The organism is Maribacter caenipelagi, assembly GCF_004364175.1.
Classification (GTDB): Bacteria; Bacteroidota; Bacteroidia; order Flavobacteriales; family Flavobacteriaceae; genus Maribacter; species Maribacter caenipelagi.
Map to the genome: position 1 here is coordinate 657,645 of NZ_SNZW01000011.1, position 26,878 is coordinate 684,522.

21 protein-coding genes and 1 tRNA gene are annotated in these 26,878 nt (G+C 36.4%); 6 read left to right on the plus strand and 16 right to left on the minus strand.

Annotated features, from left to right (window positions below):
- Positions 1-11: 11 nt before the first annotated feature.
- The 7 genes from DFQ03_RS03690 to DFQ03_RS03720 form a co-directional block, all read right to left on the minus strand.
- Positions 12-1,124 (minus strand): DUF4238 domain-containing protein, encoded by a 1,113-nt coding sequence (locus DFQ03_RS03690; RefSeq protein WP_133671659.1) that lies wholly within the window; start codon positions 1,122-1,124, stop codon positions 12-14.
- Positions 1,125-1,135: 11 nt separating this feature from the next.
- Complete coding sequence (locus DFQ03_RS03695) at positions 1,136-1,846, minus strand: hypothetical protein (RefSeq protein WP_133642508.1); 711 nt, start codon at positions 1,844-1,846, stop codon at positions 1,136-1,138.
- Positions 1,847-1,853: 7 nt separating this feature from the next.
- Positions 1,854-2,630 carry a hypothetical protein gene (locus DFQ03_RS03700; protein ID WP_133671660.1) on the minus strand — a complete coding sequence of 259 codons (777 nt, stop codon included), beginning with the start codon at positions 2,628-2,630 and terminating at the stop codon, positions 1,854-1,856.
- A gap of 3 nt (positions 2,631-2,633) precedes the next feature.
- Entirely contained in the window at positions 2,634-3,539 is a 906-nt protein-coding gene (locus DFQ03_RS03705) for a hypothetical protein (protein ID WP_133671661.1), read from the minus strand.
- 92 nt (positions 3,540-3,631) lie between these two features.
- Positions 3,632-4,843, minus strand: coding sequence for a site-specific integrase (locus DFQ03_RS03710; protein ID WP_133671662.1), 1,212 nt, complete (start codon positions 4,841-4,843; stop codon positions 3,632-3,634).
- 323 nt (positions 4,844-5,166) lie between these two features.
- Positions 5,167-6,210: a DNA cytosine methyltransferase gene (locus DFQ03_RS03715; RefSeq protein WP_133671663.1), complete on the minus strand. Its 1,044-nt coding sequence runs from the start codon at positions 6,208-6,210 to the stop codon at positions 5,167-5,169.
- Positions 6,211-6,321: 111 nt separating this feature from the next.
- The gene (locus DFQ03_RS03720) at positions 6,322-7,656 is read right to left on the minus strand and encodes a phospholipase D-like domain-containing protein (protein ID WP_133671664.1); all 1,335 of its coding nucleotides are present in this window, start codon (positions 7,654-7,656) and stop codon (positions 6,322-6,324) included.
- A gap of 269 nt (positions 7,657-7,925) precedes the next feature.
- Here DFQ03_RS03720 and DFQ03_RS19025 point away from each other — a divergent pair, with 269 nt between their 5' ends.
- Together DFQ03_RS19025 and DFQ03_RS19030 are read left to right on the plus strand one after the other, a co-directional pair.
- On the plus strand, positions 7,926-8,165 hold the full coding sequence (locus DFQ03_RS19025) for a hypothetical protein (protein WP_243834409.1): 240 nt from the start codon (positions 7,926-7,928) through the stop codon (positions 8,163-8,165).
- Positions 8,166-8,276: 111 nt separating this feature from the next.
- A complete protein-coding gene (locus tag DFQ03_RS19030; protein WP_243834410.1) occupies positions 8,277-8,879 on the plus strand; it encodes a hypothetical protein in 603 nt (200 codons plus the stop codon).
- Position 8,880: 1 nt separating this feature from the next.
- On the opposite strand, the gene DFQ03_RS03730 is transcribed toward DFQ03_RS19030, so the two are convergent.
- Positions 8,881-9,795 (minus strand): hypothetical protein, encoded by a 915-nt coding sequence (locus tag DFQ03_RS03730; protein WP_133671665.1) that lies wholly within the window; start codon positions 9,793-9,795, stop codon positions 8,881-8,883.
- Positions 9,796-10,105: 310 nt separating this feature from the next.
- Between DFQ03_RS03730 and dinB the strand changes: the two genes are divergently transcribed.
- Positions 10,106-11,320, plus strand: a complete 1,215-nt coding sequence (dinB, locus tag DFQ03_RS03735) for a DNA polymerase IV (protein WP_133671666.1) — start codon at positions 10,106-10,108, stop codon at positions 11,318-11,320.
- A 323-nt stretch (positions 11,321-11,643) separates the two neighbouring features.
- Positions 11,644-14,673: a DNA polymerase III subunit alpha gene (locus tag DFQ03_RS03740; protein ID WP_133671969.1), complete on the plus strand. Its 3,030-nt coding sequence runs from the start codon at positions 11,644-11,646 to the stop codon at positions 14,671-14,673.
- A 370-nt stretch (positions 14,674-15,043) separates the two neighbouring features.
- Here the strand turns inward: DFQ03_RS03740 and DFQ03_RS03745 are convergent, their stop codons facing one another.
- The gene (locus tag DFQ03_RS03745; protein WP_133671667.1) at positions 15,044-16,675 is read right to left on the minus strand and encodes a carboxylesterase/lipase family protein; all 1,632 of its coding nucleotides are present in this window, start codon (positions 16,673-16,675) and stop codon (positions 15,044-15,046) included.
- Positions 16,676-16,870: 195 nt separating this feature from the next.
- Here DFQ03_RS03745 and DFQ03_RS03750 point away from each other — a divergent pair, with 195 nt between their 5' ends.
- The gene (locus DFQ03_RS03750) at positions 16,871-17,890 is read left to right on the plus strand and encodes a nucleoside hydrolase (protein WP_133671668.1); all 1,020 of its coding nucleotides are present in this window, start codon (positions 16,871-16,873) and stop codon (positions 17,888-17,890) included.
- 2 nt (positions 17,891-17,892) lie between these two features.
- On the opposite strand, the gene DFQ03_RS03755 is transcribed toward DFQ03_RS03750, so the two are convergent.
- Entirely contained in the window at positions 17,893-18,864 is a 972-nt protein-coding gene (locus DFQ03_RS03755) for a Gfo/Idh/MocA family protein (RefSeq protein ID WP_133671669.1), read from the minus strand.
- 116 nt (positions 18,865-18,980) lie between these two features.
- Here DFQ03_RS03755 and DFQ03_RS03760 point away from each other — a divergent pair, with 116 nt between their 5' ends.
- A complete protein-coding gene (locus tag DFQ03_RS03760; RefSeq protein WP_133671670.1) occupies positions 18,981-19,850 on the plus strand; it encodes a DUF808 domain-containing protein in 870 nt (289 codons plus the stop codon).
- 44 nt (positions 19,851-19,894) lie between these two features.
- Here DFQ03_RS03760 and DFQ03_RS19240 read toward each other — a convergent pair whose 3' ends face one another.
- The 6 genes from DFQ03_RS19240 to dnaE all read right to left on the minus strand — a co-directional run bounded on the left by DFQ03_RS19240 (position 19,895) and on the right by dnaE (position 26,878).
- Positions 19,895-20,239 carry a sugar transferase gene (locus DFQ03_RS19240; RefSeq protein ID WP_133671671.1) on the minus strand — a complete coding sequence of 115 codons (345 nt, stop codon included), beginning with the start codon at positions 20,237-20,239 and terminating at the stop codon, positions 19,895-19,897.
- Positions 20,224-20,454 carry a sugar transferase gene (locus tag DFQ03_RS19245; protein ID WP_133671970.1) on the minus strand — a complete coding sequence of 77 codons (231 nt, stop codon included), beginning with the start codon at positions 20,452-20,454 and terminating at the stop codon, positions 20,224-20,226. Before DFQ03_RS19245 ends, DFQ03_RS19240 begins: the two co-directional genes overlap by 16 nt.
- A 255-nt stretch (positions 20,455-20,709) precedes the next feature.
- A tRNA-Asp gene (locus DFQ03_RS03775) sits at positions 20,710-20,783 on the minus strand.
- A 72-nt stretch (positions 20,784-20,855) separates the two neighbouring features.
- Positions 20,856-21,785, minus strand: a complete 930-nt coding sequence (locus DFQ03_RS03780; protein WP_133671672.1) for a DUF58 domain-containing protein — start codon at positions 21,783-21,785, stop codon at positions 20,856-20,858.
- Between the two features lie 128 nt (positions 21,786-21,913).
- Positions 21,914-22,231 (minus strand): thioredoxin, encoded by a 318-nt coding sequence (gene trxA, locus DFQ03_RS03785; RefSeq protein WP_024481982.1) that lies wholly within the window; start codon positions 22,229-22,231, stop codon positions 21,914-21,916.
- Positions 22,232-22,441: 210 nt separating this feature from the next.
- A complete protein-coding gene (gene dnaE / locus DFQ03_RS03790; RefSeq protein ID WP_133671673.1) occupies positions 22,442-26,878 on the minus strand; it encodes a DNA polymerase III subunit alpha in 4,437 nt (1,478 codons plus the stop codon).

Below are 26,878 nucleotides of genomic sequence, written 5' to 3' on the forward strand. Positions count from 1 at the left end.
ATAGACAACAATTATTTCCAATGTCCAGTTGCAATTAAAAGCCTTTTCATCTTAATGAGTTGGTCTTCATCTTTGAAATATTTATGGTTAAGCATCTTTTTAAGCTGACCAATTGTTTCAGTCGAAGTTAATCCCGTCTTTTCACAAATTTGATGAAACTTTTGAAGTTCCTCTAACTTAAATTTTGCCTTTTCAACAAATTGTTCGCCATTTTCAGATTCTTCATAACTTGATTGAATTTCGAAATGTTTTTCTATTGTTCCTGGCTTTCCAATTATCAACTTCTCAGCATTACTCTGAATGATAGCGTTGGTCGTAAACACATAATCCCTATCGTGAACCATTCTATGAATTATAGTTTGACCATCAGCAATGCTGTTCGGAAAGATTTCCAAATAATATTGAGTATCTAACGGTAAAGTTATTACTGAGTCAGGATTGAAAAGGCCTTCGAATCGCGTTGATTTTATACCACGTATAGATACTGGATTATCGCAGGTAATCAATGGTGCATCTTTATCATTAATTCGATGGACATTTATCGTGCAATCATATTTAGAGTCCACAAACTCTTTCCATTTCTCTAAGTGCTGCACCAAGAATTTAATCCTGTTTCGCTCTTTAAATTCTTGTCTAACTTTATCTATATCCTTTATATTGAACTCGTGTCTTTCTTCTTCAAACGTAAATTTCACCTCGCCATTTTCGTCTGCATACAGTAGCATTCTATCTAAAATTTGGTCAGTAAAGGCATTTTGATGATTAAGAAATCTTGGTGTTCTAAAGTAAAGAGATAGACATACGTATAATACCTGTTTCTTTTGCTCAGGGGTCAATATTTTCACACTTTCATCAACAAGTAGTCTATATATTTTGGGAAATTCTGAATCTACGTGTTCGGCGTAATGGTGTTCTAAATCGTATTTCCTATCAACTTCAGCATTCGGAATTGTGTAAAGATTTTTTTTGAAACAGATACTTTTCGTGCTAATCTTTTCAAGTAGCAAATCGTCTTCAAGTCTATAAGCATCTACTAAATAGTTGCCCTTTTTGGCTTCGACACCAAATTTTTTTAGGTAGGAACGTGGTATATAGTGTTGTTTGATGGGTTCGTTTTTTGCCATATCTTAAATATTTAATTGTACAGTCCAGGAATATATGTTTTAGGTGTAAGAAAAGGAATTGATAATCTCGCTTGAACGGTTTGATTAAAATTAAAATTTTTGAAATCTGTTATTTCGTAAAAATCGTTTCGTGTGGGTTCAGAATCTAAAGCATAAACAACACCAAATGGTGGGAAGGTAATTTCACCAAGATGATGAAACCCTTTTTCGGTTCTTGCCATTCCCCAGCCATTTCTAACTTGTTTTGTAATGGTGTGGTAAACAAATACTCTCAAGCTATCTGGAAGCGCCCTTGAATCCTTATCCAAAATAAAATCCGCAAGCCCTTCTAAATTTAAAAGTTGGTCGCTTGTATCTATCGCCATAAACATTGCTAAAATCTGTTTGAGAATGTTTAGTGGCTGTAAGGCATATTCAAAAGTAATATCTTTTGATGCCAAAATTCTATGTGTCAGCGCCATCATTCCCATATAGGCGAATTTCTTGTAGCTGTCCCCATAGTAACTACCTGTGAGATTGTTACAAGATTTGCATAAGTAATATCCACCTGCACCTTGATTACTTCGAATTTTTTTACCGTATAGAAAACTTTTTTTGTCGTGAAGATGGACGGACTTTTGAAAGAATACAGGGTTAGAATTGAAGGCACTTTGTGGCGGAACGTGCTCGAACGTCAATTTTGCATACTTACCGCAGATTCTGCAAATTCCTACTTTCTTCAACTAATACTTAGTAATTAAGATTTTTAATTTTCTCAGTTAAACCATCACATTGAATTCTTTCTTTGGCTTCTCGTTCAATCCTTAAACCCAGACCTTTCGTCTGGTTAATATGGTTTGATGTAAGTTGATTGACATAGGCATAGATTATTCCAACTTCCGTATTCATTTTTGTGTTCCAGTCGAAATCATACAGTTCTTTCAATTCTTCAGTTGGTGTTGTTCTAAAGACGAAATTTGGATTATTATAGTGTCTGCCATCGTCCAGCAATATGACCATAAGAAAGACCCTACTAAAACCTATGTTTATGTAACCATCTGCTTGCTTTGTCCCTTTTTTCTGAACGCTTGTAATCTTGTTGATTTTTGGCGGTTGATTTTCTAAGGATTCTGATTTTACTATTTTACATTCTATGCCAACTGCATTGCTTTCATTGCCTTCTTTGTAAAGAAGGATGTCAATGTCGCCAGGTTTCTTTTTAGGTTCTGTTATTGGTTCTTTCACGCCACAATGATGGATGACAGAGGATGATGAAAATAGATTTTTGAAAAGTATATGTTTAAAATCGGCATTGCTCATCAACCAATTAATAACATCGTCTTCATTTTCAAAGGTTCTGGTCACGCTTGCACCAGGCTGAGGATTATTCACAAAAAATGAAATTTTTGATGCACCTGTAATAGGTTGTCTATCTGAAATAACAAATTGTGTAACCTCGTATTCAGGCGGTGGTTCTTTTTGAATGAAAGTCCTAATTGTTTTTTTGAGTCTCGCCAGTATTTTCATAAATTAGAATGGCAATATTTGGTCGGTAAATTGCTTGAATATCTCGCTGGCAAGTGTTTTGTTTAAAGCCCTTGCAGCAATTAAATCCCCGAGTTTTGACTTTAACAATTGCCCGAAAGATTTCTTACTTAGCTTGGGAATATCATCTCGTAGCTCATCAAATTCATCAAAAATGATTTGCTGGCCAATTCCCAATTTTTCGACTTCTTTTAGAACACCCTCAATAAGTGCTTTTAACTCTTCATCAGAACTACTAATTTTCGTGTAGTCTGTAACTTGCGCTTTTCTTGACTGTTCTATTGCATACTTTCCTTCCAGCGTAAGTCTGGCGCCTGTATCTTTTGTAGTAATAGTATCAATAAGATTTCTGTTTTCAAGCATTTTGGCATAATCCCAATCTTCGCCGTGATTGTTCAACTTTATACCATTGCCTTCCAGAATCCATTTGATAGAATGATATAATCTGTCATCATAAAGCTCATAGAGTTTGCTAAGAATGAGGTCGAGCCTACCTTCGGTGTCAAGATTCTTGCGTTCTTCTAAATTAATTTCTTCAGCTCTTATTATTGCATCGGAAATGAATAGCATTTTCAAGTAGTAGTCAAGACCATTGATTTCATCTTTTAGGGCTTGAATTATGTTTTTAATCCTTTGGTCAATACCTAATTTGAAGCCAGTATTATAACCTCTTTGGGCTTTGAATTCATATCTAAAGTTTGTGTGTTCAGGTTCAAAGGAAGTTTTTACATAGTCTATAACCTCGTTTTCCCATCGTTGCTTTTCTTCCTTTAGGCTTTCTAAATCATTTTCAGTTCTTGAGGACTTATACTTTTCGACCAGAGCTTCGCCCTCAATTATGTATTCGTCGATTTGACTTTTGAAATCTATCCATTTGACCTTTAAAACCATACGCAAAAAGTTTAGCTTGTAAAGGTAGAGGAATGAAATTCTAAAATGTTAAAATTTCTATTTAAGATGTTCACAGCTGGTAAACAATTTGCCTAAAAATTGACAACGCTGTCCAAAGCATCATCTGCATCTTTGTGGATGAAGTTGGCTTGATATTTTATTGTAGTAGTAACAGATGAATGCCTGTAAAGTTTTTGAAGCATTTTAATGGGAATTTTGTCTTCTGATATATGACCAAAGCTGTGTCGAGCGATATGCATAGTTACCTTTTTGGTAATTTTTGCTTTCTTGGCGACCCCAAACAAATATTTATTGAATTTTTTAGTAGCTGTTTTCGTTTTGGCATATACATCTTTTGCATCCTTGAAATCTGCCTTTTTCATTTCTGGAAAGACAAAATCGTCATTGTTCTGCTTCTCAGGTTTGTAATATTCTAAAATCGGGAAGACCTTTTCCGGTATTTTGAGAGATAATAATTTGGAATTTTTATTCATACGGTAGTGAAGTCTATCGTCATAAATATCTGACCATCTGATTTTAAGCAAATCGGCAGCTCTGATACCTGCAAAATAGAAACTGAATAACCATACGTTTCGTGCGTGAGTTTCATTTTCAGTAAGATTTTTAGCAGATTCAAACGACTTTATTTCTTTCTTGGTCAATCCTATTTTTTCAGTTTCAGGGAATTTTATCCTAATCTTACCTAAGCCAAATGGATAAAATTTTCTATCAACAACACCCATTTTTATCGCTCTGTTGTATATTGTTCTTATAACAACAAGATTATTAACTATTGACCTTTCAGAGAGATTTAATTTTTTCAAATAAATCTTAAATTTTCTCAAAAAGGCTTCGTCTATTTCTTGAAAGGTCAACTGCTTTGACTTATTAAAGTTTATTACGTGGTTAACACGGGCCTTATCGGTAGACAGTTGAGAGAGCTTTTTATTGGATTCAAGTTCGGAAAGAAAATCTCTTGCAACTTCATAAAAAGTATTCGATTTTGACTCTGAATAGAGTGCTTCTTTTATTTGATTTGCAGAGAAATCTTTTTTATCGGACTGTAAATCTATTAGTGTTTTATTGGCCTCTAATAGCTTGGTGGAAATCAAATTATTTAATCTGTTGGCATTAGTATGGGACTTCCTAACACGTAAGTTCTTCTCATCCCAATCTTTTAAATCTATGTAATGACCAACATAGTGATATGTTGAACGACGGTTCTTGGTTATACGGATTGCCAAAGGATAAAGCCCTTCTTTATTTGGTTTCTTTCTTATAACTACTTTTGCATTTGAGGCCATACCATTGAATTTTAGATTATAAAGATAATCAATTTTGGTACAACATAGGTACAACATTTATTGATTTTAAACCATATTAAATGAAATCAATTAAAATTAAATATTTATTAATCAGTTGATTATAAGTATATTTAATCAAATTTACCATCAAATACGCTGGATTCAAAATCCAGTTCTTCGGAGTGCGGGTTCGATTCCCGCCTCGAGTACTTAAAACCCCTGAAATTAATTGATTTCAGGGGTTTTCTTATTTTTTAGGGTAGCGTTTAGGGTAATGTTATTTTTAGTATGATATCTTTAATTTGCTTTAGCTACAATTAAAATTATCCTAAAACATCATTCATTTTCGCCTTTTCAATTTTGGATAGTTTATGCTCATTTGATTTTAATTGGTCCATAATACTATTTGCCAAAAACTTTGCCAAGTTAACAGGTACGGCATTACCGATCATTTTATAGCCTGCCGCAACTTTTTTGTAGTGGAAGGTAAAGTCATTGGGAAAGGTCTGTATTCTTGCACATTCTCGTACACTTAGTCTTCTGTATAGATGTTCTTTACTTGGTACGAATACTCGAACATCTTTATCTACAAGTTTCATTTTTGGTGCCTGTGGATGTATCGGCGCATGTCTGCCACCTGCTTGTATGGTAAAAGATTGCTCGTCCCAATTGCGAACACGATTTCTAGACATGTACATGGTCGAAAAGCCACCGATCATATATTCATGATTGGGAATAGCACACCTTTCGCCGTTGGTGTTATTGAATTCTAAAGCAGGAATTGCCGTTTCTTTTAAATCTGAAATGGTCGTTTCAAGAGTTATTTTAGGAAAAGTCTCAGTCGGGAATTCATATTTAAAATTTAAGTCTTTTCTAATGCCTATAAAGAAAACACGTTTTCTGTCTTGGGGTACATTATAGTCAGATGCGTTGAGCATTTTAAACGAAAGGTCATAACCGGTACCAGCATTTTTTAAAAGATTTTTTATGCCATCAAGAGCTGTACTATGTTTGCCAATAAGCATGCCGCTTACGTTTTCTGCTAAAAAGAATTTGGGTTGCTTGGCTTCCAGTATTCTTATAAAATCATAGAATAGCTGTCCTCTTTTATCTTGAATACCTCTTGCGGCACCAGCTGCACTCCAACTTTGACATGGTGGCCCACCGATGATTCCGTCGCAATCGGGCACATCATCCGTAGGTATATCTACAATACTTCTTTTGTCAAAAACAGTATTGGGGTGATTCTTTTCATAAGTCTCCCAAATATCCTTATCATATTCATTTGCCCAAATGACATTAAAGCCAGCTTGTTCAAAACCGAGATCAAGTCCGCCTGCTCCAGCAAAAAAGGATACTATATTCATTTTCTTATGCTATTATATATTTCTTAGAGTATCTAAAAGGGTTTTTAGATAAAAAATCATATGAAGGCAAAAATACATTTTAGAATTTCAAATTGCTTTTAAATCAATCATCTATTTTACTTGTATGGTTTCCTTCTTACGTTTCATATTGGTAACATTATTTTCAAAAGCCTTTATAGTACTTTGGTCTTTAATAACGAGATGCATACCTACTTCGCAATGTATTCCGCTATAATTTAATTCTGGCATATTCATGAATTGAGTGATATTCACATTGTCTAGATAAGTAAATTGGGTGGGAGTGAAATTATAGGAGCAGTATATGAGTGTGTTATCAATGAGTATAAATTTTGAATGTATGTGCTCATTGACGAAGTATTCAATATTCTTAGAGAGCTTGACTTTACTGTAAAATTGCTGAAAGCTATTTGTGTTTGCAGGTCTTCTAAATTTTATGTCTTTAAATTTCTCTGCATCTTCGTTCAAAGGCGCAAATGTCTGTGATAAACAAGTGACTTGTATGCCTTTGTTCGCCATGGTAATAACGTCGCCCAATATACCTTTACGTATTTCATTTTTATTGATAGTAGAATGATGCTTAGCATTGAATTCATAATTAAATGCCGCCAAATGCTGTGCACAAACTATAATTCTTTTTTTTGCTTCTGCTATATGTTCTGATAGAGTTTTTTCTAAAATGTTCGCAGAATTGTCATAAAACGGAGCAGTAATAAATACCGAATTTGAAAATTTAAACTCTAGTTTCTCGTACGTATTGCATGTGGTATTTAAAGAGGTCCTATAATTTTTAATAGTAATTGAATTACTGATTAAATTAGTGTAAAACACTTTTATGTTTTCCTCGTAGTTTGGTTCGTCTTCTATACAAATCATAGATTCGTTTTTGACCAAATCTCGTACAGCTAAATTAGAAGAACTCAATAGAAATAGATATCCATTTTTCTTTTTAATGTAAGCCGATTTAATGTGTAAAGAATAGGGTAAGGAGCCTCTCGAGAATTTTTTTACACGCGCACTTCTTACATATAAATGAGGGAATACATATAAATTAAAATTTTCGTGCGATGTTGATCTGTACATTTCCCCATAAATTTTTCTAGCTAAGTTATACTTAGTCACACTTTTGTCTGACTTTTCTCCTGTTACTAGATTTTTTAGAATTTTAGGTTTGTTATGATCATAACCTTCTAAAGGTATAGTAATTACATTCACGATAATGCCACTCGCTGCTATTTCTTTGAGATAATCATGTAAATGTTGGTTGTTGTACAAATACCAAGAAATGTTGATTTCTTCAATGTCATTTTTTTGCTCTTCTATAGTTTCTATAAATTTTTCAAGCAATAATGGAGAGCCACCTTGTTCATAAAAATCAAATCGATTCTTATAATTATCAGGTTCATCAAAGAAAGTTTTAAATGGCATTTATACTGATAATAGTTTGGCTACCTAAATAGAGTTTGTTTTGACTGTGCTTAAAGATAGGCATCTGTTTGTTTTATGTCGCATACTTAAGCACAATTGAAATGGTCGAAAGTATATTGCGAAATGTTTTTTACAGAATAAAAAGTGATTGATAAATTTTTAATAAAATAAAATAGACGCATTAATTTTAGTACTACTTTCGGTCATTATTTTTAATAGGTTAATACATTGATTATTAGTGGTGAAAAGGCTATAGATCAAAATTATACATGGATCAATACATAATTTATTTAGGTTTTATTGTAGCAGCTTATGCTGTGATCGCTAATGATGTTATACAAACATTAGGGACTTTTATTATCTCTAACGCAAATGTTAAATGGTGGCTTTTATGGGGCTTTGCCGGATTTATTTTGACCGTTACTTTGGTCAATGGCTGGTATATTAACGGTGGTGACGTTTCTTATGGTAGGTTGTCGAATATTCCGTTACCTGATCCCATGCCCTGATGGTATTTGTTGGCGCCGATCTCTTTACTGGTAATTACCCGTTTTGGTATACCTGCGAGTACTACATTTATGATTTTAAGTGTTTTTTCATCGAGCCAATTGATAGAAAAGATGATTCTTAAATCGGTATTTGGATATTCATTGGCTTTCGTTGCCGCTTTTGTGTTGTATTTACTTTTGACGAAAAAATTTGAATCTCCGGCTTCTATTCGATTAATGAATAAGAAAAAGCAGCGCACTTATTGGTTAGTTGCGCAATGGTTTTCAACCGGCTTTCTTTGGTCGCAGTGGTTAATACAAGATTTTGCCAATATTTTTGTATTTCTTCCGAGGCAATTATCATTGTATGAACTCGTATTTTCTTTAGCGCTCATTTTGCTCATAATGGCGTATATATTTAATTCGAAAGGTGGTAAGATTCAAGGGATAGTGAATCAAAAATCGAATACTCAGCATATACGTTCGGCCACAATAATAGATGCTTGTTATGGTCTTCTGTTATTCTTTTTTACGACAGTAAACACGATACCCATGAGTACTACATGGGCATTTATCGGAATTTTGGCAGGTAGGGAAATTGCTATAAGCTATCGCCTAAAGAAAGGAGAATTGAAAAAAACCTATAAAATGTTGGTCAACGATTTTGCCAAAGTAAACTTGGGTCTTTTTGTAAGTATTCTAATTGCCTATCTAATTCAGTTTATGAAAGGATAACTTATTTTACACTGATCAATACCGCCTCGCAACTTTGTAGGTCGGAGTTCAAAACAATATTTTCAGATTTTTTACCGTCAGATATTTCTAACGAAACCGTATTTGGTGGCGAATCTCCCAAATTATGCGCATAAAGGAATAAGTCGTTAGATTTTTTTGAATCGAGTTTTATTTTGAATTCTTTTTTCCAATAGGTTAAATAATACTTTTTAATTACTTGTACACCGTTCAGATAAATAGATACAATATCACCATCTTGTCTACCATGGTCCCAAATTTTTACAACGATATCTTCAGAGCTGAACTCGAACTCTTTGGTATATGAAATTTTTCTGCCATCGAAACTATCTCTAATCTCAGTGTTGTTTTCAGGTTTGCTTTCAACTTTAATATTAGGCTTGTTCTTGGTTTGGACAACAGCAGTTTCTTTAGGTGCTATTTGCTCTTTTGCTTTCGTTTTTTTCTTGCTTTTCGATTTCTTTTTAGAAGTGACCGTGTTGACATTTGCCAATTGTTGTTTTTTCTTTCTTTCGTCAGATGCTGCATTTGTAATCGAAAAGAACGGAGTAACTTTTTTAGCAATATTAAATTTATCATCTGGGAACAACTCTATGGCAACTACTTGATATCTATTGCCAGAACCAATGTTCTTTGCCAATTCAATACCATCTTCAAAACCGTCATTTTTAAAGGAGCCTAGTTCTTGTACGACCATTTCATTACGTACTAGAAAAAAACGAATAGACTTACTAGTATCTATTTTCACGGTATTCCACTTCAAAGTAATTTTGTCTGGTATATTCCAGGCTGTATTTTCATTTGGGGAAACGATATTTATGGTAGCTATATCTTGCGCAAAACTAAAAGTAGATACTAGTAGTAGGGCAGATAAAAATATAAAATGAATTTGGCGCATAGGTAATGTCTTATCTTAAAGATAGGTTTGAACAATTATTAGTTCAATACCTCTATAATCTACAAGATATATGGCATTTAACGAAAAACTGCATGAATTTAATATAAATGCTATTGTTTTTTTAATGGTATGAAGCCTAAATCCATATCTATAGCATAGATATTGCGTTTTATGGAGAGTGATTTCAATAAGTTGTTACTACTATTCTAAAGTTTTTTAGATTTTATTTTTCAATGTTAAATATTGGAAAAAATCCTAATAATTGGAAATATTCCATAATTTAGCTATCCCGAATTTTTTAAGGATAGTTATGAGCAAAACCATTTTACATATCGATTTAGATACTTTTTATGTATCCGTTGAGCGGCTCAATAATCGTGAGTTGCAGCATAAGCCTTTGTTGGTGGGTGGTACGGGAGATCGCGGAGTGGTAGCGGCGTGTAGTTATGAAACTCGCGGATTCGGAGTGCATTCTGGTATGCCCATGAAAATGGCACGTGAACTTTGCCCCGATGCTTTTGTAATTCGTGGTAATGCGGGCGAGTATAGTAAGCATTCTGATGTGGTGACCGAAATCATAAAAGAGTACGTACCAGTATTCGAAAAATCGAGTATCGATGAGTTTTATGCAGACCTCTCTGGTATGGACCGCTTTTTTGGTTGCTACCAATATGCATCAGAAATGCGAAAGAAGATTATTAGGGAAACGGGACTCCCCATTTCTTTCGGATTATCTGCTAATAAAGTAGTTTCTAAAGTAGCTACGAACGAGGCGAAACCTAATAACCAATTAAAGATAGATGAGGGGTTGGAGAAACCTTTTCTAGCTCCGTTATCCATAAAAAAAATACCAATGGTGGGCGATAAGACCTACCAGACCTTACGGAACCTGGGTTTGCGGCAAGTACGTACCGTACAAGAAATGCCCATGGAAGTCATGCAAAGGGTGTTGGGTGCTAATGGCGGAGTAATATGGAAGCGTGCCAATGGCATTGATAATACTCCTGTGATTCCGTTTAACGAAAGAAAATCTATCTCTACAGAACGAACATTTAACAAAGACACCATAGATGTCAATAGGCTGCGTGGTATTCTTATTGCCATGACCGAAAATCTGGCATATCAATTACGAAGGGGCGAGAAGCTAACGGCATGTATTTCGGTAAAGATTAGGTATTCTGATTTTAATACCTATTCAAAGCAGATGCGAATACCCTATACGAGTGCCGACCACATTTTAATTCCCAAAATTCTAGACCTGTTCAAGAATTTATATAACCGTAGGTTATTGGTACGACTAATAGGTATACGTTTCAGTCACCTAGTATCCGGTAATTATCAGATCAACCTGTTCGATGACACCGAAGAAATTCTAAGTCTTTATAACGCTATGGACAACATTCGTAAACGCTACGGAGATAAAAGTGTATTGCGGGCATCGGGCATGGGAGCAAAAACAATAGGGAGAATGCATAATCCCTTTAACGGATTACCACCAGTGGTGTTAGCGCATAGAAAATTGTAAGCCCACTAGCCCCCAAAGGGGGAATGAAATGATGTTGGTTGTTCATTGTTGGTTGTTGGTTGTTGGAGGTGTTTGTCCGGTCGAGCGCAGTCGAGACCTCTATTTAGTTGATGGTTGTTCGATGTTGGTTGGTATGTCCGGTCGCGAAGAGTCAAGATTTGTTTGTTAAGGAAGAAATAGAAAAAAGAATATAGAAAATAGAGAAGAGATGTAGCGAAATGCGCGTTGCGCTAAGCGCCGAGCGCAAAAAAAGCGCATAGCGCGCCGTGTCAAGCGAACAGCGAAAAAAACGAACAACCAACAACCAACAACCAACAACCAAAATGTACCTAAACTGTCATACATACTACAGCCTTCGCTACGGAACCTTTTCGGAACTGGAGCTCTTGCAATTGGCAAAAGACCATGGGGTAACGCAATTGGCATTGACCGATATCAATAACACATCCGCTTGTTTAAATTTTGTTCGTAAGGCACCAGAATATGATGTAAAGCCTATTTTGGGAATCGATTTTAGAAATGGGGTAGAGCCCTGCTTTGTAGGTATAGCCAAGAATAATGAGGGGTTTTTAGAACTCAATGATTTCTTGTCGCATCACATTCACAACGAAAAGAAAATTCCGGAAATAGCTCCGCAGTTTAAACACGTGTTCATTATTTATCCGTTTGAGAAAGTGCTTCAGCATGAAAAGAAAATTTTTGCCGAACATGAATTTATAGGGGTTTCCGTCAACGAGCTAAAGCGACTTCGGTTTTCAAAATTATTGGAGCAGCGCGATAAAATTGTGCTATTGCAACCCGTTACGTTTCGTAATAAGCGCGATTTTAACGCACATCGGTTATTACGTGCCATAGATAATAACACCTTGCTGAGTATGTTATCGGTTACCGAACAAGCGGACGAAGATGAAAAAATGTATGCCATACCCAATTTGGCGGCGCATTTCTCAGAACATAGTTTTATACTGGAAAACACCCAGCGGTTAATGGATGCCTGTTCTATCTATTTTGATTTCTCCGTAGAAAGAAAAACACAAAATTTAAACAGATACTTAGAGACCGAAGAAGACGATGAGGCATTGCTTGAAAGTTTGTGTCAAGAAGGTTTGCCTAAGCGGTATCCAGAAATGAACCAGGCTGTTTTAGACCGCTTGGCAAAAGAGCTCTACCTCATTAAAAAAATGAATTTTGTCTCTTATTTTCTTATCAATTGGGATATTATTTCCTATGCCCGAAAGCAGAAGTTCTTTTATGTTGGGCGGGGTAGCGGAGCCAATAGTATTGTGGCATACTTGCTTTTTATTACCGATGTGGATCCTATGGAGCTGGATCTGTATTTTGAGCGTTTTATTAATCTGTATCGTGTAAATCCGCCCGATTTTGATATAGATTTCTCGCATCTTGACAGACCGGTGATGACGGAGTATATATTTAATAGATTCGATAATGTGGCGCTTTTGGGTACTTACGTTACGTTTCAATCTAGGGGAGTAATTCGGGAATTGGGTAAGGTATTCGGGCTACCAAAAGATGAAATAGATTTATTATGTAATGGTGATGTTGAGGCGAGCAGATTGGACAATATATCTGCTTTGGTATTGAAATACACCCAGCTGCTACATGGCATGCCCAATTATTTGAGTATTCATGCTGGCGGAATCTTAATTACCGAGAAACCTATTCACTGGTTTTCTGCGACCAATATGCCCCCAAAAGGATTTCCCACCACACAGTTCGATATGGTCATCGCCGAAGATGTTGGTATTTTTAAGTTCGATATTCTTGCCCAACGCGGACTCTCCAAAATAAAAGAAACGCTTGATATTTTAGAACGCGACCGCCCAGAAGAATTTGCCAAGTTCGATATTCATGATATCAAGGCATTCAAAAACGACCCTAAAATCAATAATATGGTAAAAACGGCACAGTGCATGGGTTGCTTTTATGTAGAATCTCCCGCTATGCGGATGTTGTTGAAAAAGCTAGAGGTAGATACCTATTTGGGTTTGGTAGCGGCAAGTTCCATTATTCGCCCGGGAGTGTCTAAAAGCGGAATGATGCGCGAGTATATTCTTCGACACCGTAACAAGGGCAGGGCAGAAGAATTAGCGCATCCGGTAATGCTGGAAATTATGCCAGAGACGTACGGAGTAATGGTGTACCAAGAAGATGTCATAAAAGTAGCCCACCATTTTGCCGATTTAGATCTGGGTGAAGCCGATGTGCTACGGCGTGGTATGAGCGGTAAATTCCGTTCGAGGGAAGAGTTCCAAAAAGTGCAAGATACCTTTATGGATAATTGCCGTAAAAAAGGCTATACCGAAAAACTTATTAAAGAAGTGTGGGACCAAGTGGCAAGTTTTGCCGGCTATGCTTTTGCCAAAGGGCACTCGGCATCGTATGCGGTAGAAAGCTATCAAAGTTTGTTTTTACGAGCGTACTATCCGTTGGAATATATGGTGGCGGTGCTCAATAATGGTGGCGGATTTTACAAGCCCGAGTTTTATGTGCATGAAGCCCGTATGTTGGGCGCAACCATACATCCGCCTTGCGTAAATAGAAGTAATGCGGCAAATAAAATTTATGGTAAGGATCTGTATTTAGGGTTGGGTTATCTGCGGGAACTAGAAGAACGGGTCATGGAGCGTATTCTAAAAGAACGTTTTCTTAATGGTGAATTTAATTCGTTGGAAGATTTTTTGGATAGATTGATTATCTCCATAGAACAAGTCAGTATTTTAATACGGATTAACGCCTTTAGGTTTACCAACATCAATAAGCATGAATTGCTCTGGAAAGCACATTTATTATTGAACAAGACCAAGAAAATAGACCACCCCAAATTGTTTGCGCCACGACAGCAACATTTTGAGATTCCGTCATTATACAGTACAAATTTAGAAGTAGCCTTTACGCAATTAGAGTTGTTGGGCTTTAGTCTATGTAGTCCGTTCGAGCTTTTGGCAGAAGCACCTTTAAACACATCGAGCTGTAAAGATTTAGAGCGTTATTTGAATAGAAATATTGATATCTATGGATATTTAATTACGGTAAAACGTACCAGAACGCACACAAAGAAAGCCATGTTTTTTGCTACGCTGTTGGATCAACAAGGGCAAGTTTTTGATACTGTACTGTTCCCGCCAGTAGCGGAAAAATATATGTTTAGGGGTAGGGGAGTATATCGGTTTTATGGAAAGGTGGTCAGTGAATTTGGCTTTTTGAGTATTGAGGTCATTAAAATGCAAAAGCAAGATTTCATCCAAGACCCAAGATATGCCGATATGAAAACTAGTGTTAAGGTTTTTGATCAAAAGAAAATTGGTGAAGAGAAAATAGAGGTTAGAGAATAGAAAAAGCGCCGTTCGCTATTCGCAATACGCCACGCGCAGATTACGCGTCCAGCGTGAGGCGTCTAAGGCTTGGCGAAATAACCAACAACCAACAACCAACAACCAACAACCAATATCAAAAAGCCTCAAGCACATATCCCAGTAACCAAAATAATATCAGGAACACAAAAAAGGTTCCTATACATCCACATTTACCTCCGCCTATTTTCTTAGCTCCATACCAAGCGCCAATGATTTGAATTAATTTTTTCATAAGAGCAATTTACGTGTTTTGGCGGTCACTTTTACACCAAAAAGTAACTCAAAAAAAATTGGTTCTGACATTACCTGTAAGGAAAGCCAAAACCAATTTGTATCTATTAAAATGCTTTTAGTTGTTCTTATATGCCTTGTCTAAAAACTCATAGCGTGCATCATTACGGGCTTCTATCAATTTGCTTTCCGTATCAATGACCATAACAGCAGGGTTTTTGTCTTTTGCCGTTGCCGCTTCCCAATTAGGCAAACCTTCACCATTTGGGTTTCCGGTTTTAATGAAATTAGCAAAATACGTCATCATCTCTTTAGAAACTTTGTAATCATCGGCAGTCCATGCATAATCCTCAACCAAATGAAGATTGCCCATACAATATTCAATTTCACAAGCGTGCGGAGCACCAACAGCTACTGGGGCAGGAGGTGTGTCTGAGCCTTTTGACACAGTGCCACCAGCTAAACCAGATGCTAAAGTATTATCAACTAAAGGTGGTCTCAATTTGCTGTATAAATATCTGTAAACAGGTTGGTCACTATTTTTTCTATGTAAATCGAACCATTTCCAAGTACTATAAGAGATAAATCTATCAGATGCTAAAGCAGTAGCAGATAATTCAATTTCTTTTTCAGAACTATGAGGGTACAGTTCTAACACCTTTTTATATTCTTTTGGGTAAGCTTCTTTTACTTTGTTTACATAGTTTTCATCTGTATAAGGACCTTGTGTAAAAGCCATACCTGGTATCTCGGCAGAATTCCACCCTAATAATAATGGGACCATAGCCTGTTCTTTATTTTCAAAGATTTCAGGAAGTGTTTTAGGTAGAAAATAACCGTCTAGAACAGTAGGGAAACCAAATTTTTTTGACTCATTATATATTTCGTATACTTCTCTGGTGCTCAATTTACGTAATGCTGCAATAGATGGGTAACCGGCATTTTCAGCAAATTCCTTACCCATATTTTCTGCATCTTTTAATGAAACAGGTGACATAGTAGGGTTGATGCCAGCACCACTTTCACCTATAGCTCCTGCAATTAAATCTTTAGATAATGGCGACGCCATTTGTTGACTTGTACCAATAGAACCAGCCGATTCGCCTGCAATGGTTATTTTATTGGGGTCGCCGCCAAAAGCGGCAATGTTTTTATTAACCCATTTTAACGCTGCATTTTGGTCTAGTAGGCCGTAGTTTCCAGAAGCTTTATAAGAGGCTTCAGTACTTAATTCTGGGTGAGCTAGAAAACCAAAAATATTAAGTCTATAGTTGGTCGTTACTACCACAATGCCTTCTTTGGCCATACTTTCTCCATCATAACGAGGCTCAGAGGCATCGCCCGCAACATTCCCACCGCCATAGAAATATAGAAGAACGGGTAAGTCTTTGGTATTTCGGTCTGCAGGTGTCCAAACATTTAAATACAGACAGTCTTCGCTAACTCCGTTTGATCTCGATTTCATATCACCGAACACCATAGTTTGCATAGGGCGTGGACCAAAGGCTTTGGTCTCTTTAATTCCGCTCCAGTGTTCTAAAGGTTGTGGTGCCTTCCATCTAAGCTCACCTATTGGTGGTTTGGCAAACGGAATGCCGAAGTAACGTTGAATTCCGGTGTGAGTGTCGTAATTACCTTCTATGATTCCGTTTTCAATAATTACTTGAACAGGAAATGAATTAGTTTCTTGGGCGTTTGTAAAATTGAAGGTCAACAAAAGGCTGAATAGGATAATTTTAAGATTTCTCATGATGATTAAATGTATTATTGTCTCATTTTGTAACAATAATACATTTATTTTTTAATTATATGATAATCTGACCATTAAAATTTAGTATTATTGATAAAATTTACTATCAGATATTGATGATTTAAGCAATTGTAATAATTGTAGTATTATAAAATTAATTGTTGTCGATACGTATTTCATAAAAAAATAAAGCTTATGCGGTCTATATTTCTAATTCTGTTTCTTGTCATTTCTTCATTTGGATTTTCTCAACAAACCCGATTAGAAGAACTGAACTCTTTGGTGAAGCCCAGAATGCGAGTAATAATAGATAATGATTTGGGAGGTGATCCTGATGGACTCTTTCAATTAGCACATCACTTAATGTCACCATCCGTAGAAATAAGAGGGATAATTGCTTCCCATTTATATGAACAAGGTTTTGGCGGACCTGGAACTTCAGAATACGCAAAAGAACAGGCGATGAAAGTTATTAATATCTTGGGGCTCGAAGATTCTGTTGATGTGTATTTAGATAAAAGCCAAAGTTTGGTTGATGTTACAAAACCTATAGATAGCGAAGCAGTCCAGGTAATCATTAAAGAAGCAATGCGTACCGATACAGATTTGCCTTTGTATGTTGTGTGTGGTGGAGGTTTAACTAACATCGCAAGTGCTTACTTACTTGAACCTGAAATTGCAGAAAAATTAACCTTGGTTTGGATCGGTGGTCCAGAATATACAGATATTGCAATACCGCCACCTGGGTATACAACTTTAGAATATAATTTAGGAATCGATATTAAAGCCGCTCAAGTTATATTCAATGATTCAGACATCAATATATGGCAAGTACCAAGAAACGTCTATCGACAACCTATAATGTCAGATGCCGAACTATTGATAAAAGTTAAAGGTAAAGGCAAGCTTGGTAATCATTTATTTAATGTGATGAAAGAGGCTTATGCGAAATTGGATAAATGGAATATACCTATGGGTGAAGTTTATATTTATGGAGATAACCCATTAGTGCTTCTGACCGCTCTTCAGTCGTCATTTGAGCCAGACCCATCATCGAGTAGCTATGTTATAAAACAAGCTCCAATTATAAATGAAGAGGGTTTGTATAAAGTCAATTTAAAAGGTCGAAACATTCGAGTATATCAACAGCTTGATAATCGCTTGTTGTTTGACGATTTCTTTACGAAGTTGGTGTTGTTGGGGGTTGAAAAATAAGGTTATCGACTGCTTAAACGTTCTAAAATATCGATAACCAAAAGTCCTTCTTCAGCAGAGCATGGGTTTTTATTGTTTCCTAAAAAGAAATTAACAGTTGCTTCGATCATTGGCTCTTGAACATGTTTAGGGTTGTTGAATTCAAATACTCTTTCCTCTGTTTTGGATATAAGGTGAACTTTCGATCCAAAAAACGAAAATTTGATACATCCGTTTGTTCCATATATAATACATTGATCTTTTTGATTCACTTTGGAAACATTAAAATTCCATATGCCTTGAAATTGAACTCCATTTTTAAATGATAGAATTCCATTCACCATTTCTTCCACATGACTATTGTTAGATTGTTTGGTAAAGCCGTGCATTTGATCAATTTCTCCAAAAAAGTGAAGCATTAAATCTATGTGATGCGGAGCCAGATCATAGAAATAGCCACCACCTGATATTTCTGGTTGTATTCTCCAATTCTCTTTTTTGTCAGAAGCAAATAGTTCATTTTTAGATTGTAAAACTTGTAATCCAACGTGAAGCACATTGCCAATAGCATTAATTTCTAGTAATTCTTTTACTTTTAAGAAAGCGGGTAGTTTACGTCTGTAATGAGCCATGGTTAATTTACCTGTGCTATTTACTAATGCTTCACAAATTTGGTTAGCTTCATTTGGGTTCAGTGCCATTGGTTTTTCTAAATACACATTTTTATTTGCCTTTAGAGCCTGTATGGTATAGGTAAGGTGAGAAGATGGGGGAGTGGCAATATATACTGCATTGATATTTGGGTCGTGTATAATATCATCAGCAATGGTAGTCCATAACGGTACCCCATGGCGTTGTGCAAAATCTTTGACCTTAGCTTCATTTCTGCGCATGACCATTAGCAAGTTGGAGTTTTCCACTTTTTGAAAAGCAGGTCCACTTTTTACTTCGGCAACATCTCCACAACCAATTATTCCCCAATTAATTTCTATCATTTAAGGTTTTCTTTTTATTTCTTACTAAAGTTACAAATTAGGGATGGGTTATCTTTTTTAGGTATAGAATTCTTAATAATGAATTTGTTGAATTATTTTTGAGCAAAATGATATAAATGGCATCAGGATTTTTTGCAGTATTGGATGACGTAGCGGCCTTGTTGGACGATGTAGCGTCAATGAGTAAAATAGCTACTAAGAAAACGGCTGGTATTCTCGGTGATGATTTAGCGGTAAATGCAGAAAAAGCATCAGGATTTGTCTCTCAAAGAGAATTACCGGTACTTTGGGCCATTACAAAAGGTTCGTTGCTCAATAAAATTATTATTCTACCCATTGCATTTTTATTAAGTGCTTTTTTACCTTGGGCGGTAACTGTTGTTTTGGTGCTTGGCGGAATTTATCTTGCTTTTGAGGGTGCTGAAAAAATTCACGAGTTCTTTGTTCCTCATGAGAATGAACATAGTGCTGCCGATTTGAAGCCCATGACGAAAGAGGAAATTCTTGAATTGGAAAAAACAAAAGTAAAATCTGCCATTGTCACCGATTTTATATTGTCGATTGAAATTGTAATTATTGCTTTAGGAGCGGTAATAAAAGAACCTTTAGAAATTCAAATAGCTGTAGTCTCTGTGGTGGCATTAATTGCTACCGTTGGCGTTTATGGCATTGTAGCGCTTATTGTACGTATGGATGAGTTTGGTACACGATTAATAAACCTGAATGAAGATGATAATAGTATCTCCGATAAAATAGGTCGGTTCTTTGTTAATGCACTACCAAAGGTAATTAAAGCTTTATCGGTTATTGGAACAATTGCATTATTATTAGTTTCTGGGGGAATATTTGTCCATAATATTGATTTCTTTCATCACCTGCTACCTAATGTGCCGAGTATTATAGTGGAATTCTTAGCCGGACTTATCGTAGGATTTGTTGCATTGTTACTGTTCAATGGTATTAAAAAGCTATTTAAAAAGAAGTAATGAATACATACTTCAAAATCATTGATCGATAATTATAGAGACCATTAATAGGTTTTCGCTTCACCTTTAATGGCATTGTAAATCGTCAAGAATACAATTTCAGCATCTAAGGCTAACGACCATTTTTCCATATAAAAAATATCGTAGCGAACCCTATTTGCAATATCAGCTCTTTCCACAATTTCACCTTTGCAACCTTGTATTTGAGCCAAACCTATTATACCAGGTTTTAAGAAATGACAAACCGAATATTTATCGACAGAACTTTCGTACTGCTGCGTGTGTACCACCATATGTGGTCTAGGGCTCACAACGCTCATATCACCCATAAAAACATTAAAAAATTGAGGGAGTTCATCTATGCTGGTCTTTCTTAAAATTTTGCCCAATGTAGTAACCCTAACATCATTTTGCTTACCATTTGAGTATCGCTAGTGGAACTCTTGGTCATGAATCTAAATTTATAACAGCTAAAGATTTCTCTTTTGACCCCATGCCGTTGTTGTTTAAAAAACAAAAGTCCTTGAGAATCGATTTTCATAAATAGACATAGTAACGGAGTTAACCATGACAGTTTAACACGATAACAAAGTTTGGTACTAATATGTAAAAGACGGGTTTTATTAAATTATAATAATCTAAATCTAATGGGCAAGCCCTTAGATTCAAAAATAGATACAGCTCCATATAATTCGAAAAAATCAATTATTTTATTCATACTTTTCTGTTTTAAGTTAGTGCTCAAAGAAGTTAGAAGTTGCAAAAAAAGGTAATTGAAGATAAGAATTTGGAATTGTTGTACCCATTAAAAAAAGAAAAAGCCTCTCAATTTCTTGAAAGGCTTAGCGTAATTGCTTTGCGGTCTGGACGGGACTCGAACCCGCGACCCCCTGCGTGACAGGCAGGTATTCTAACCAACTGAACTACCAGACCGTGGCGTTTAGCGAGTGCAAATATATGTGGTTTATTTAATTGCACAAACATTTTTTTTACTTTTTTTTCAGTCTAGAGAAATTTATTTCTTTCTACGAGAAAAGTATTGAGCACCGTTGAGAAATCTCTGTGTATATCGATGTCTACATATTTGATTTTATATTGCGCACATTTCAATTTTATGTCAGATAAATACGCGGTAATACGTTCATTATAAGCTTCTTTAATATTATCGGCATATAAGTCTAAATGTTCGCCGGTTTCTACATCGACAAATCTTTTGGGTGTATTTTCAAAATTGAAGAATAATTCACGCTGTTTGTCCATCGGGTGAAAAAGTACCACATCGTGCTTATTATATTTCAAATGACGTAGCGCTTCAAACAATTCATCGTCGTTTTTTTCGGTCTGAAACATGTCTGTGAACAAAAAAATGAGACTTCTTCGCTTAATATTTTCTGCAATCTGATGTAAATAGGTGTACGTTTTTGTCTCTTTTGGTGGGTTTTTAGCCATACCCACGGCACTTAACTGTGCCAATAGCATTTGAAAATGACGCTCGCTTCCTTTTTCCGGGGCATAATAATTATAGGCATCAGAGTAAATGCTTAATCCTACAGCATCACGCTGTCTTTTAAGCACGTTCATCAGCGCAGCAATAGCTAAGACACTATATCCTATTTTATTTAAAGAATCCATTCTTAAATTGTCTACCTGTGGATAATACATAGATGCGGAATTATCCAATATCATATGACACCTTAAATTGGTCTCTTCCTGATACCTTTTGGTGTAGAGTTTATCGGTCTTGGCAAAAAGCTTCCAGTCTATATGTTTGGTGCTTTCGCCATTGTTATAGATTTTATGCTCGGCAAATTCCGCAGAAAACCCGTGAAACGGACTCCGGTGTATACCACTAATAAAACCTTCTACTACTTGGTTAGCGAGTAGCTCAAGATTTGAGAATAGAGATGATTTGTTTAATTCTGATTGTAGATTCACACTTCTAAAGATACTAAAGACCGTTAAATTTTAAGTATGCGAGGAATTAAAATTATCCCAAATAAAAAAATCCTGCAAAAGCAGGATTTTTTAAATTTTATATTCCCCCTTTGGGGGTTAGGGGGCTTTTACAAAGCTGCGTCAATAGCATCTGTGTAAACTTTCTTAGGTGATACACCTACTTGTCTGCTTACAATTTCACCGCCTTTAAATACTAATACGGTAGGTATATTACGAACCCCGTACTTAGCTGCGAATTCTTGATTTGCATCTACGTCAACTTTACCAACAACAGCTTTGCCGTCATATTCAGTACTAACTTCGTCGATGATAGGACCTACCATACGACAAGGACCGCACCATGCTGCCCAAAAATCTACTACTACTGGTTTGTCGCTTTTTAAAACTACCTCGTCAAAAGTAGCATCTGTTATTTCTAATGCCATCTTATTTACTTTTATTGATTATGCAAATTTAGTCAATTATTCTTCTGTTTCCTTACAGGCTAACAATTCGTTTTGCCTATTAAGGTATCAAGCTAATTTATCAATTATTAGAGTTCTTTTCTTATCTCGAACTTCTAAATAAAACTTATAATTAACCGCTAATGCAGATTAAAACAACCATTTCAATTTATAAACTTGATATATACCGCTTTAATTCAGTTTAAAGTGAACGTCTTGTTTTTCTAAAAGTTGTAATAACTCGGTCGAAATATTTACTTTTTGTTTCCTACTATTTAAAGTTACCTTGATTTTTTCTTGCATTTCATAAACTATAAAATTGACATTGTGATCTCCTTTATGATTGGTAAAGGTTTCTTTTAATGTGCGTACATTCTCTTCTTTTAATTCGGCGATGTTCAATTTTATCGTAAGTTTTTTGGCGTAAGTTTCCATTACTTCTTGTAAAAGCATAAAACTATTGAACTGCATTCTAGGATCTCCTTTTTTACCGGTATCCTTATTCATCCATCCGTCACGAACAAAGAGTTTTACATAGGCAAATGAATTGATCATTAAGAAGTGTCTGAATTTAAGATACTCCTCGCCAAAAATCCTAAATTCATAGGAGTCCGTGTAATCTTCCATGGTAAATGCTGCCCACCCTTTTCCGTTTTTAGAAACCCTGTGCTGCACATCTGTAATTACGGCTGCAAATGTAAGTTCTCTATTCACATAGGTTGGTAAATCATGCACACAAGCTATATTGGCATTACAGAATGCCTTTACCTCGGTTTTGAAATCATCTAATGGGTGCCCGGATATGTAAATACCTACCACTTCTTTCTCGCGACGTAGTTTTTCCATTGTACCCCATTCTTCACATGGTGGTACAACAGGCTCTGGTATCTGCACTTCGCTCGCATCGCCAAATAGACTTACTTGGCTAGAGTTCTCACTTTCTTGAAACTTAGCTCCGTATTTTATTGTCTTCTCTAAAAAGGTAACTCCGTCTCCCTCATTATGAAAATATTGTGCTCTGTGCGTATCACCGAAAGAATCGAAACCACCGGCAACGGCTAAACTTTCAAATGCTTTTTTATTGGCTGCACGAAGGTCTATACGTTTGGCAAAATCGAAAACCGATTTATACGTTCCTTCTTCTTTTCTATTTTCAACGATGGTTTCAACAGCACCACGACCAACTCCTTTTACGGCACCCATACCAAAACGGACGGCCCCGGCATCGTTCACGGCAAATTTATAGTACGATTCATTTACATCTGGTCCCAATACATCTAAGCCCATTCGCTTACATTCTTCCATAAAGAAAGTAACCTGTTTAATATCGTTCATATTATTACTCAATACCGCCGCCATATATTCAGCAGGGTAGTGGGCTTTGCAATATGCAGTTTGGTATGCGATCCATGCATAGCAGGTGGAGTGAGATTTGTTAAAGGCGTAGGCTGCGAATGCTTCCCAATCTTTCCAAATTTTTTCTAATTTATCAACGGCATGTCCTTTTGTTGAAGCTTGTTCAATGAACTTTGGCTTCATCTTATCTAATACATGCTTTTGCTTTTTACCCATCGCCTTACGCAAAACATCGGCTTCACCTTTTGTAAAGTCCGCCAATTTTTGCGATAACAACATCACTTGCTCTTGGTATACTGTAATACCGTAGGTTTCTGCTAAGTATTCTTCGTTAGCATCAAGGTCATATACAATTTCTTCGGTACCATGTTTACGGGCAATGAAACTAGGTATGTATTCCATCGGACCAGGACGGTACAAAGCGTTCATGGCAATTAAATCTGCAAAAACGGTAGGCTTTAACGCCCTCATGTGTTTCTGCATACCGGGAGATTCATACTGGAATACACCAACGGTTTCTCCTCTTTGAAAGAGCTCGTAAGTTTTTATGTCGTCTAAAGGAAAGTTCTCTGGGTCTAATTCAATACCGTGTTTGGCCTTTACGATTTTTACGGTGTCCTTAATTAAGGTCAGTGTTTTTAATCCCAAGAAATCCATCTTCAACAATCCTGCATCTTCCACTACGGAATTGTCGAACTGTGTACAGTACATTTCAGAATCTTTAGCAAGTGCTACGGGTACGAACTTGGTAATATCGTCAGGAGTAATTATTACCCCACAAGCATGAATACCGGTGTTACGTACAGATCCTTCTAAAATATAAGCTTGGTTTAAGGTTTCGGCCTCAAGACCATCGCCCTCGGATATCGCTAGAAGTTCATTTATCTTTTCTAAATCTTCTGACCTAAATTTCGCCCGTAAGATTTTTTCATCGATCCCAATAATCTTTTTTAGCTTCGACATATCGGGTATCAACTTCGCCATTCGATCGGAATCTTGCAAAGGCAAATCTAAAGCACGGGCAGTATCTCTAATTGCAGATTTGGCAGCCATGGTACCATAAGTGATAATCTGTGCCACTTGATTTGAACCGTATTTATCGATCACATAATCCATTACACGACCACGCCCTTCATCATCAAAGTCAATATCAATATCGGGCATACTCACACGATCCGGATTTAGAAAACGCTCAAAAAGTAGGTCGTACTTAATGGGGTCTAAATTCGTAATCCATAAACAGTAGGCAACGGCCGAACCTGCAGCAGATCCACGACCAGGACCTACCGAAACATCCATAGCTCTAGCGGCCCTTATAAAATCTTCTACAATTAAGAAATAACCAGGGTAACCGGTTTTCTCAATTACTTTTAGCTCAAAGTCTAATCGTTCATCAATTTCGGGTGTAATTTCGCCATACCTTTTCTTCGCACCTTCATAGGTAATGTGACGTAAAAATTTGTTCTCACCTCGTTTGCCCCCGTCTAATTTATCTTCCTCAAATTGAAATTCTTCGGGAATATCGAAAGCAGGTAACAGTACATCTCTTGCTAAGGTGAAGGTCTCCACTTTGTCAACGATTTCTTGAATGTTGATAATGGCTTCAGGAATGTCCTTAAAAAGCTCTTTCATCTCATCAGATGACTTAAAGTAGTATTCTTGGTTCGGTAACCCGTATCGATACCCACGACCACGACCAATTGGGGTAGCTTGTTTTTCACCATCCTTAACACATAAAAGAATATCATGTGCATGAGCATTTTCTTTTTCTGCGTAATACGTATTGTTAGTGGCAACAAGTTTTACATTGTGTTTTTTGGCAAACTGAATCAATACATGGTTTACACGATCTTCATCTTCTTGACCGTGACGCATGATTTCAATGTATAGATCATCACCAAAAGTTTCTTTCCACCAAATCAACGCTTCCTCGGCTTGATTCTCACCAACGTTCAATACTTTACTTGGAACCTCACCATACAAGTTTCCTGTTAAAACAATAACATCTTCTTTGTACTGCTCAATAACTTTCTTATCGATACGAGGTACATAATACTTACCCGAAACGAATGCTATAGAAGACATTTTTGCAAGGTTCAAATACCCCTGTTTGGTCTTGGCAAGCATTACTATTTGATACCCGTTGTCTTTTTGAGATTTGTTGGTGTGATCTTCACAGACCTGAAATTCGCAACCTATAATTGGTGTGATTTCTTGTTCAGGTTCTGGTAATTCGGTTAAAGGTTCTTGCCCTTCTTCTAAAGTGCCGTTTTGGGTAGCTTCGAATAGTTTTTGGTTTGCTTCATTTCTAGCTACTACACCTTTATTGTGGTTCAGTACTCCGTTTACGAAATGGAAAGCACCCATCATATTCGCATGATCCGTCATAGCAACCGCAGGCATTTTAGCTTTTGCGGCGGCAGCAACTAAAGCAGGTACGCTAATAGTTGATTGAAGGATGGAGAATTGAGTGTGATTATGTAAGTGAGCAAAACTTGCATTTTCTAAGGTGGCTAGGTTCTCTTGTATTTCTTCTTGAGAAACTCCGCCAGTATCTTTTGCCCAAAGTGCATCGGCTATTTTCTTCGATGCCTTTTTAAGATTGATATGTTTAAGACCAATAAGTTCAATCTCTTTCGGATTCGCCTCAGAGAAATTCTTGAAATAATCGGGTTGAACATCTAATTGTTCTTTGGTGTACTGTTGCTTACGTATAAGCTCAAGAAAACAACGTGTGGTTGCTTCAACATCGGCAGTTGCATTATGCGCCTCGCCAAATGGCTCGCCAAATAAATATTGATGCAGTTCTGTTAATGTCGGAAGCTTGAATTTACCACCTCTACCACCAGGAATTTGGCACAATTGTGCCGTATGCTCTGTACACGTATCTAAAACGGGAAGTTCTTGTAAGGGGTTTTCAACACCCAAACGGTGAAACTCTGCACCTATAATATTTAAATCGAAACCAACATTCTGTCCAACAATGAATTTTGTTTTAGACATTGCTATATTGAACTTCTCTAATACCTCAGATAGGGAAATACCTTTTTGCTCCGCTAGCTCGGTAGAGATACCATGAATTTGTTCGGCGTCATAGGGTATGTTGAACCCGTCTGGTCGAACCAAATAATCTTCATGTTCTATACATTTTCCCATTTCGTCATGCAACTGCCATGCAATTTGTATACAGCGTGGCCAGTTGTCGGTGTCGGTAATAGGGGCGTTCCAGTTTTTTGGAAGACCGGTAGTTTCGGTATCAAAGATGAGGTACAT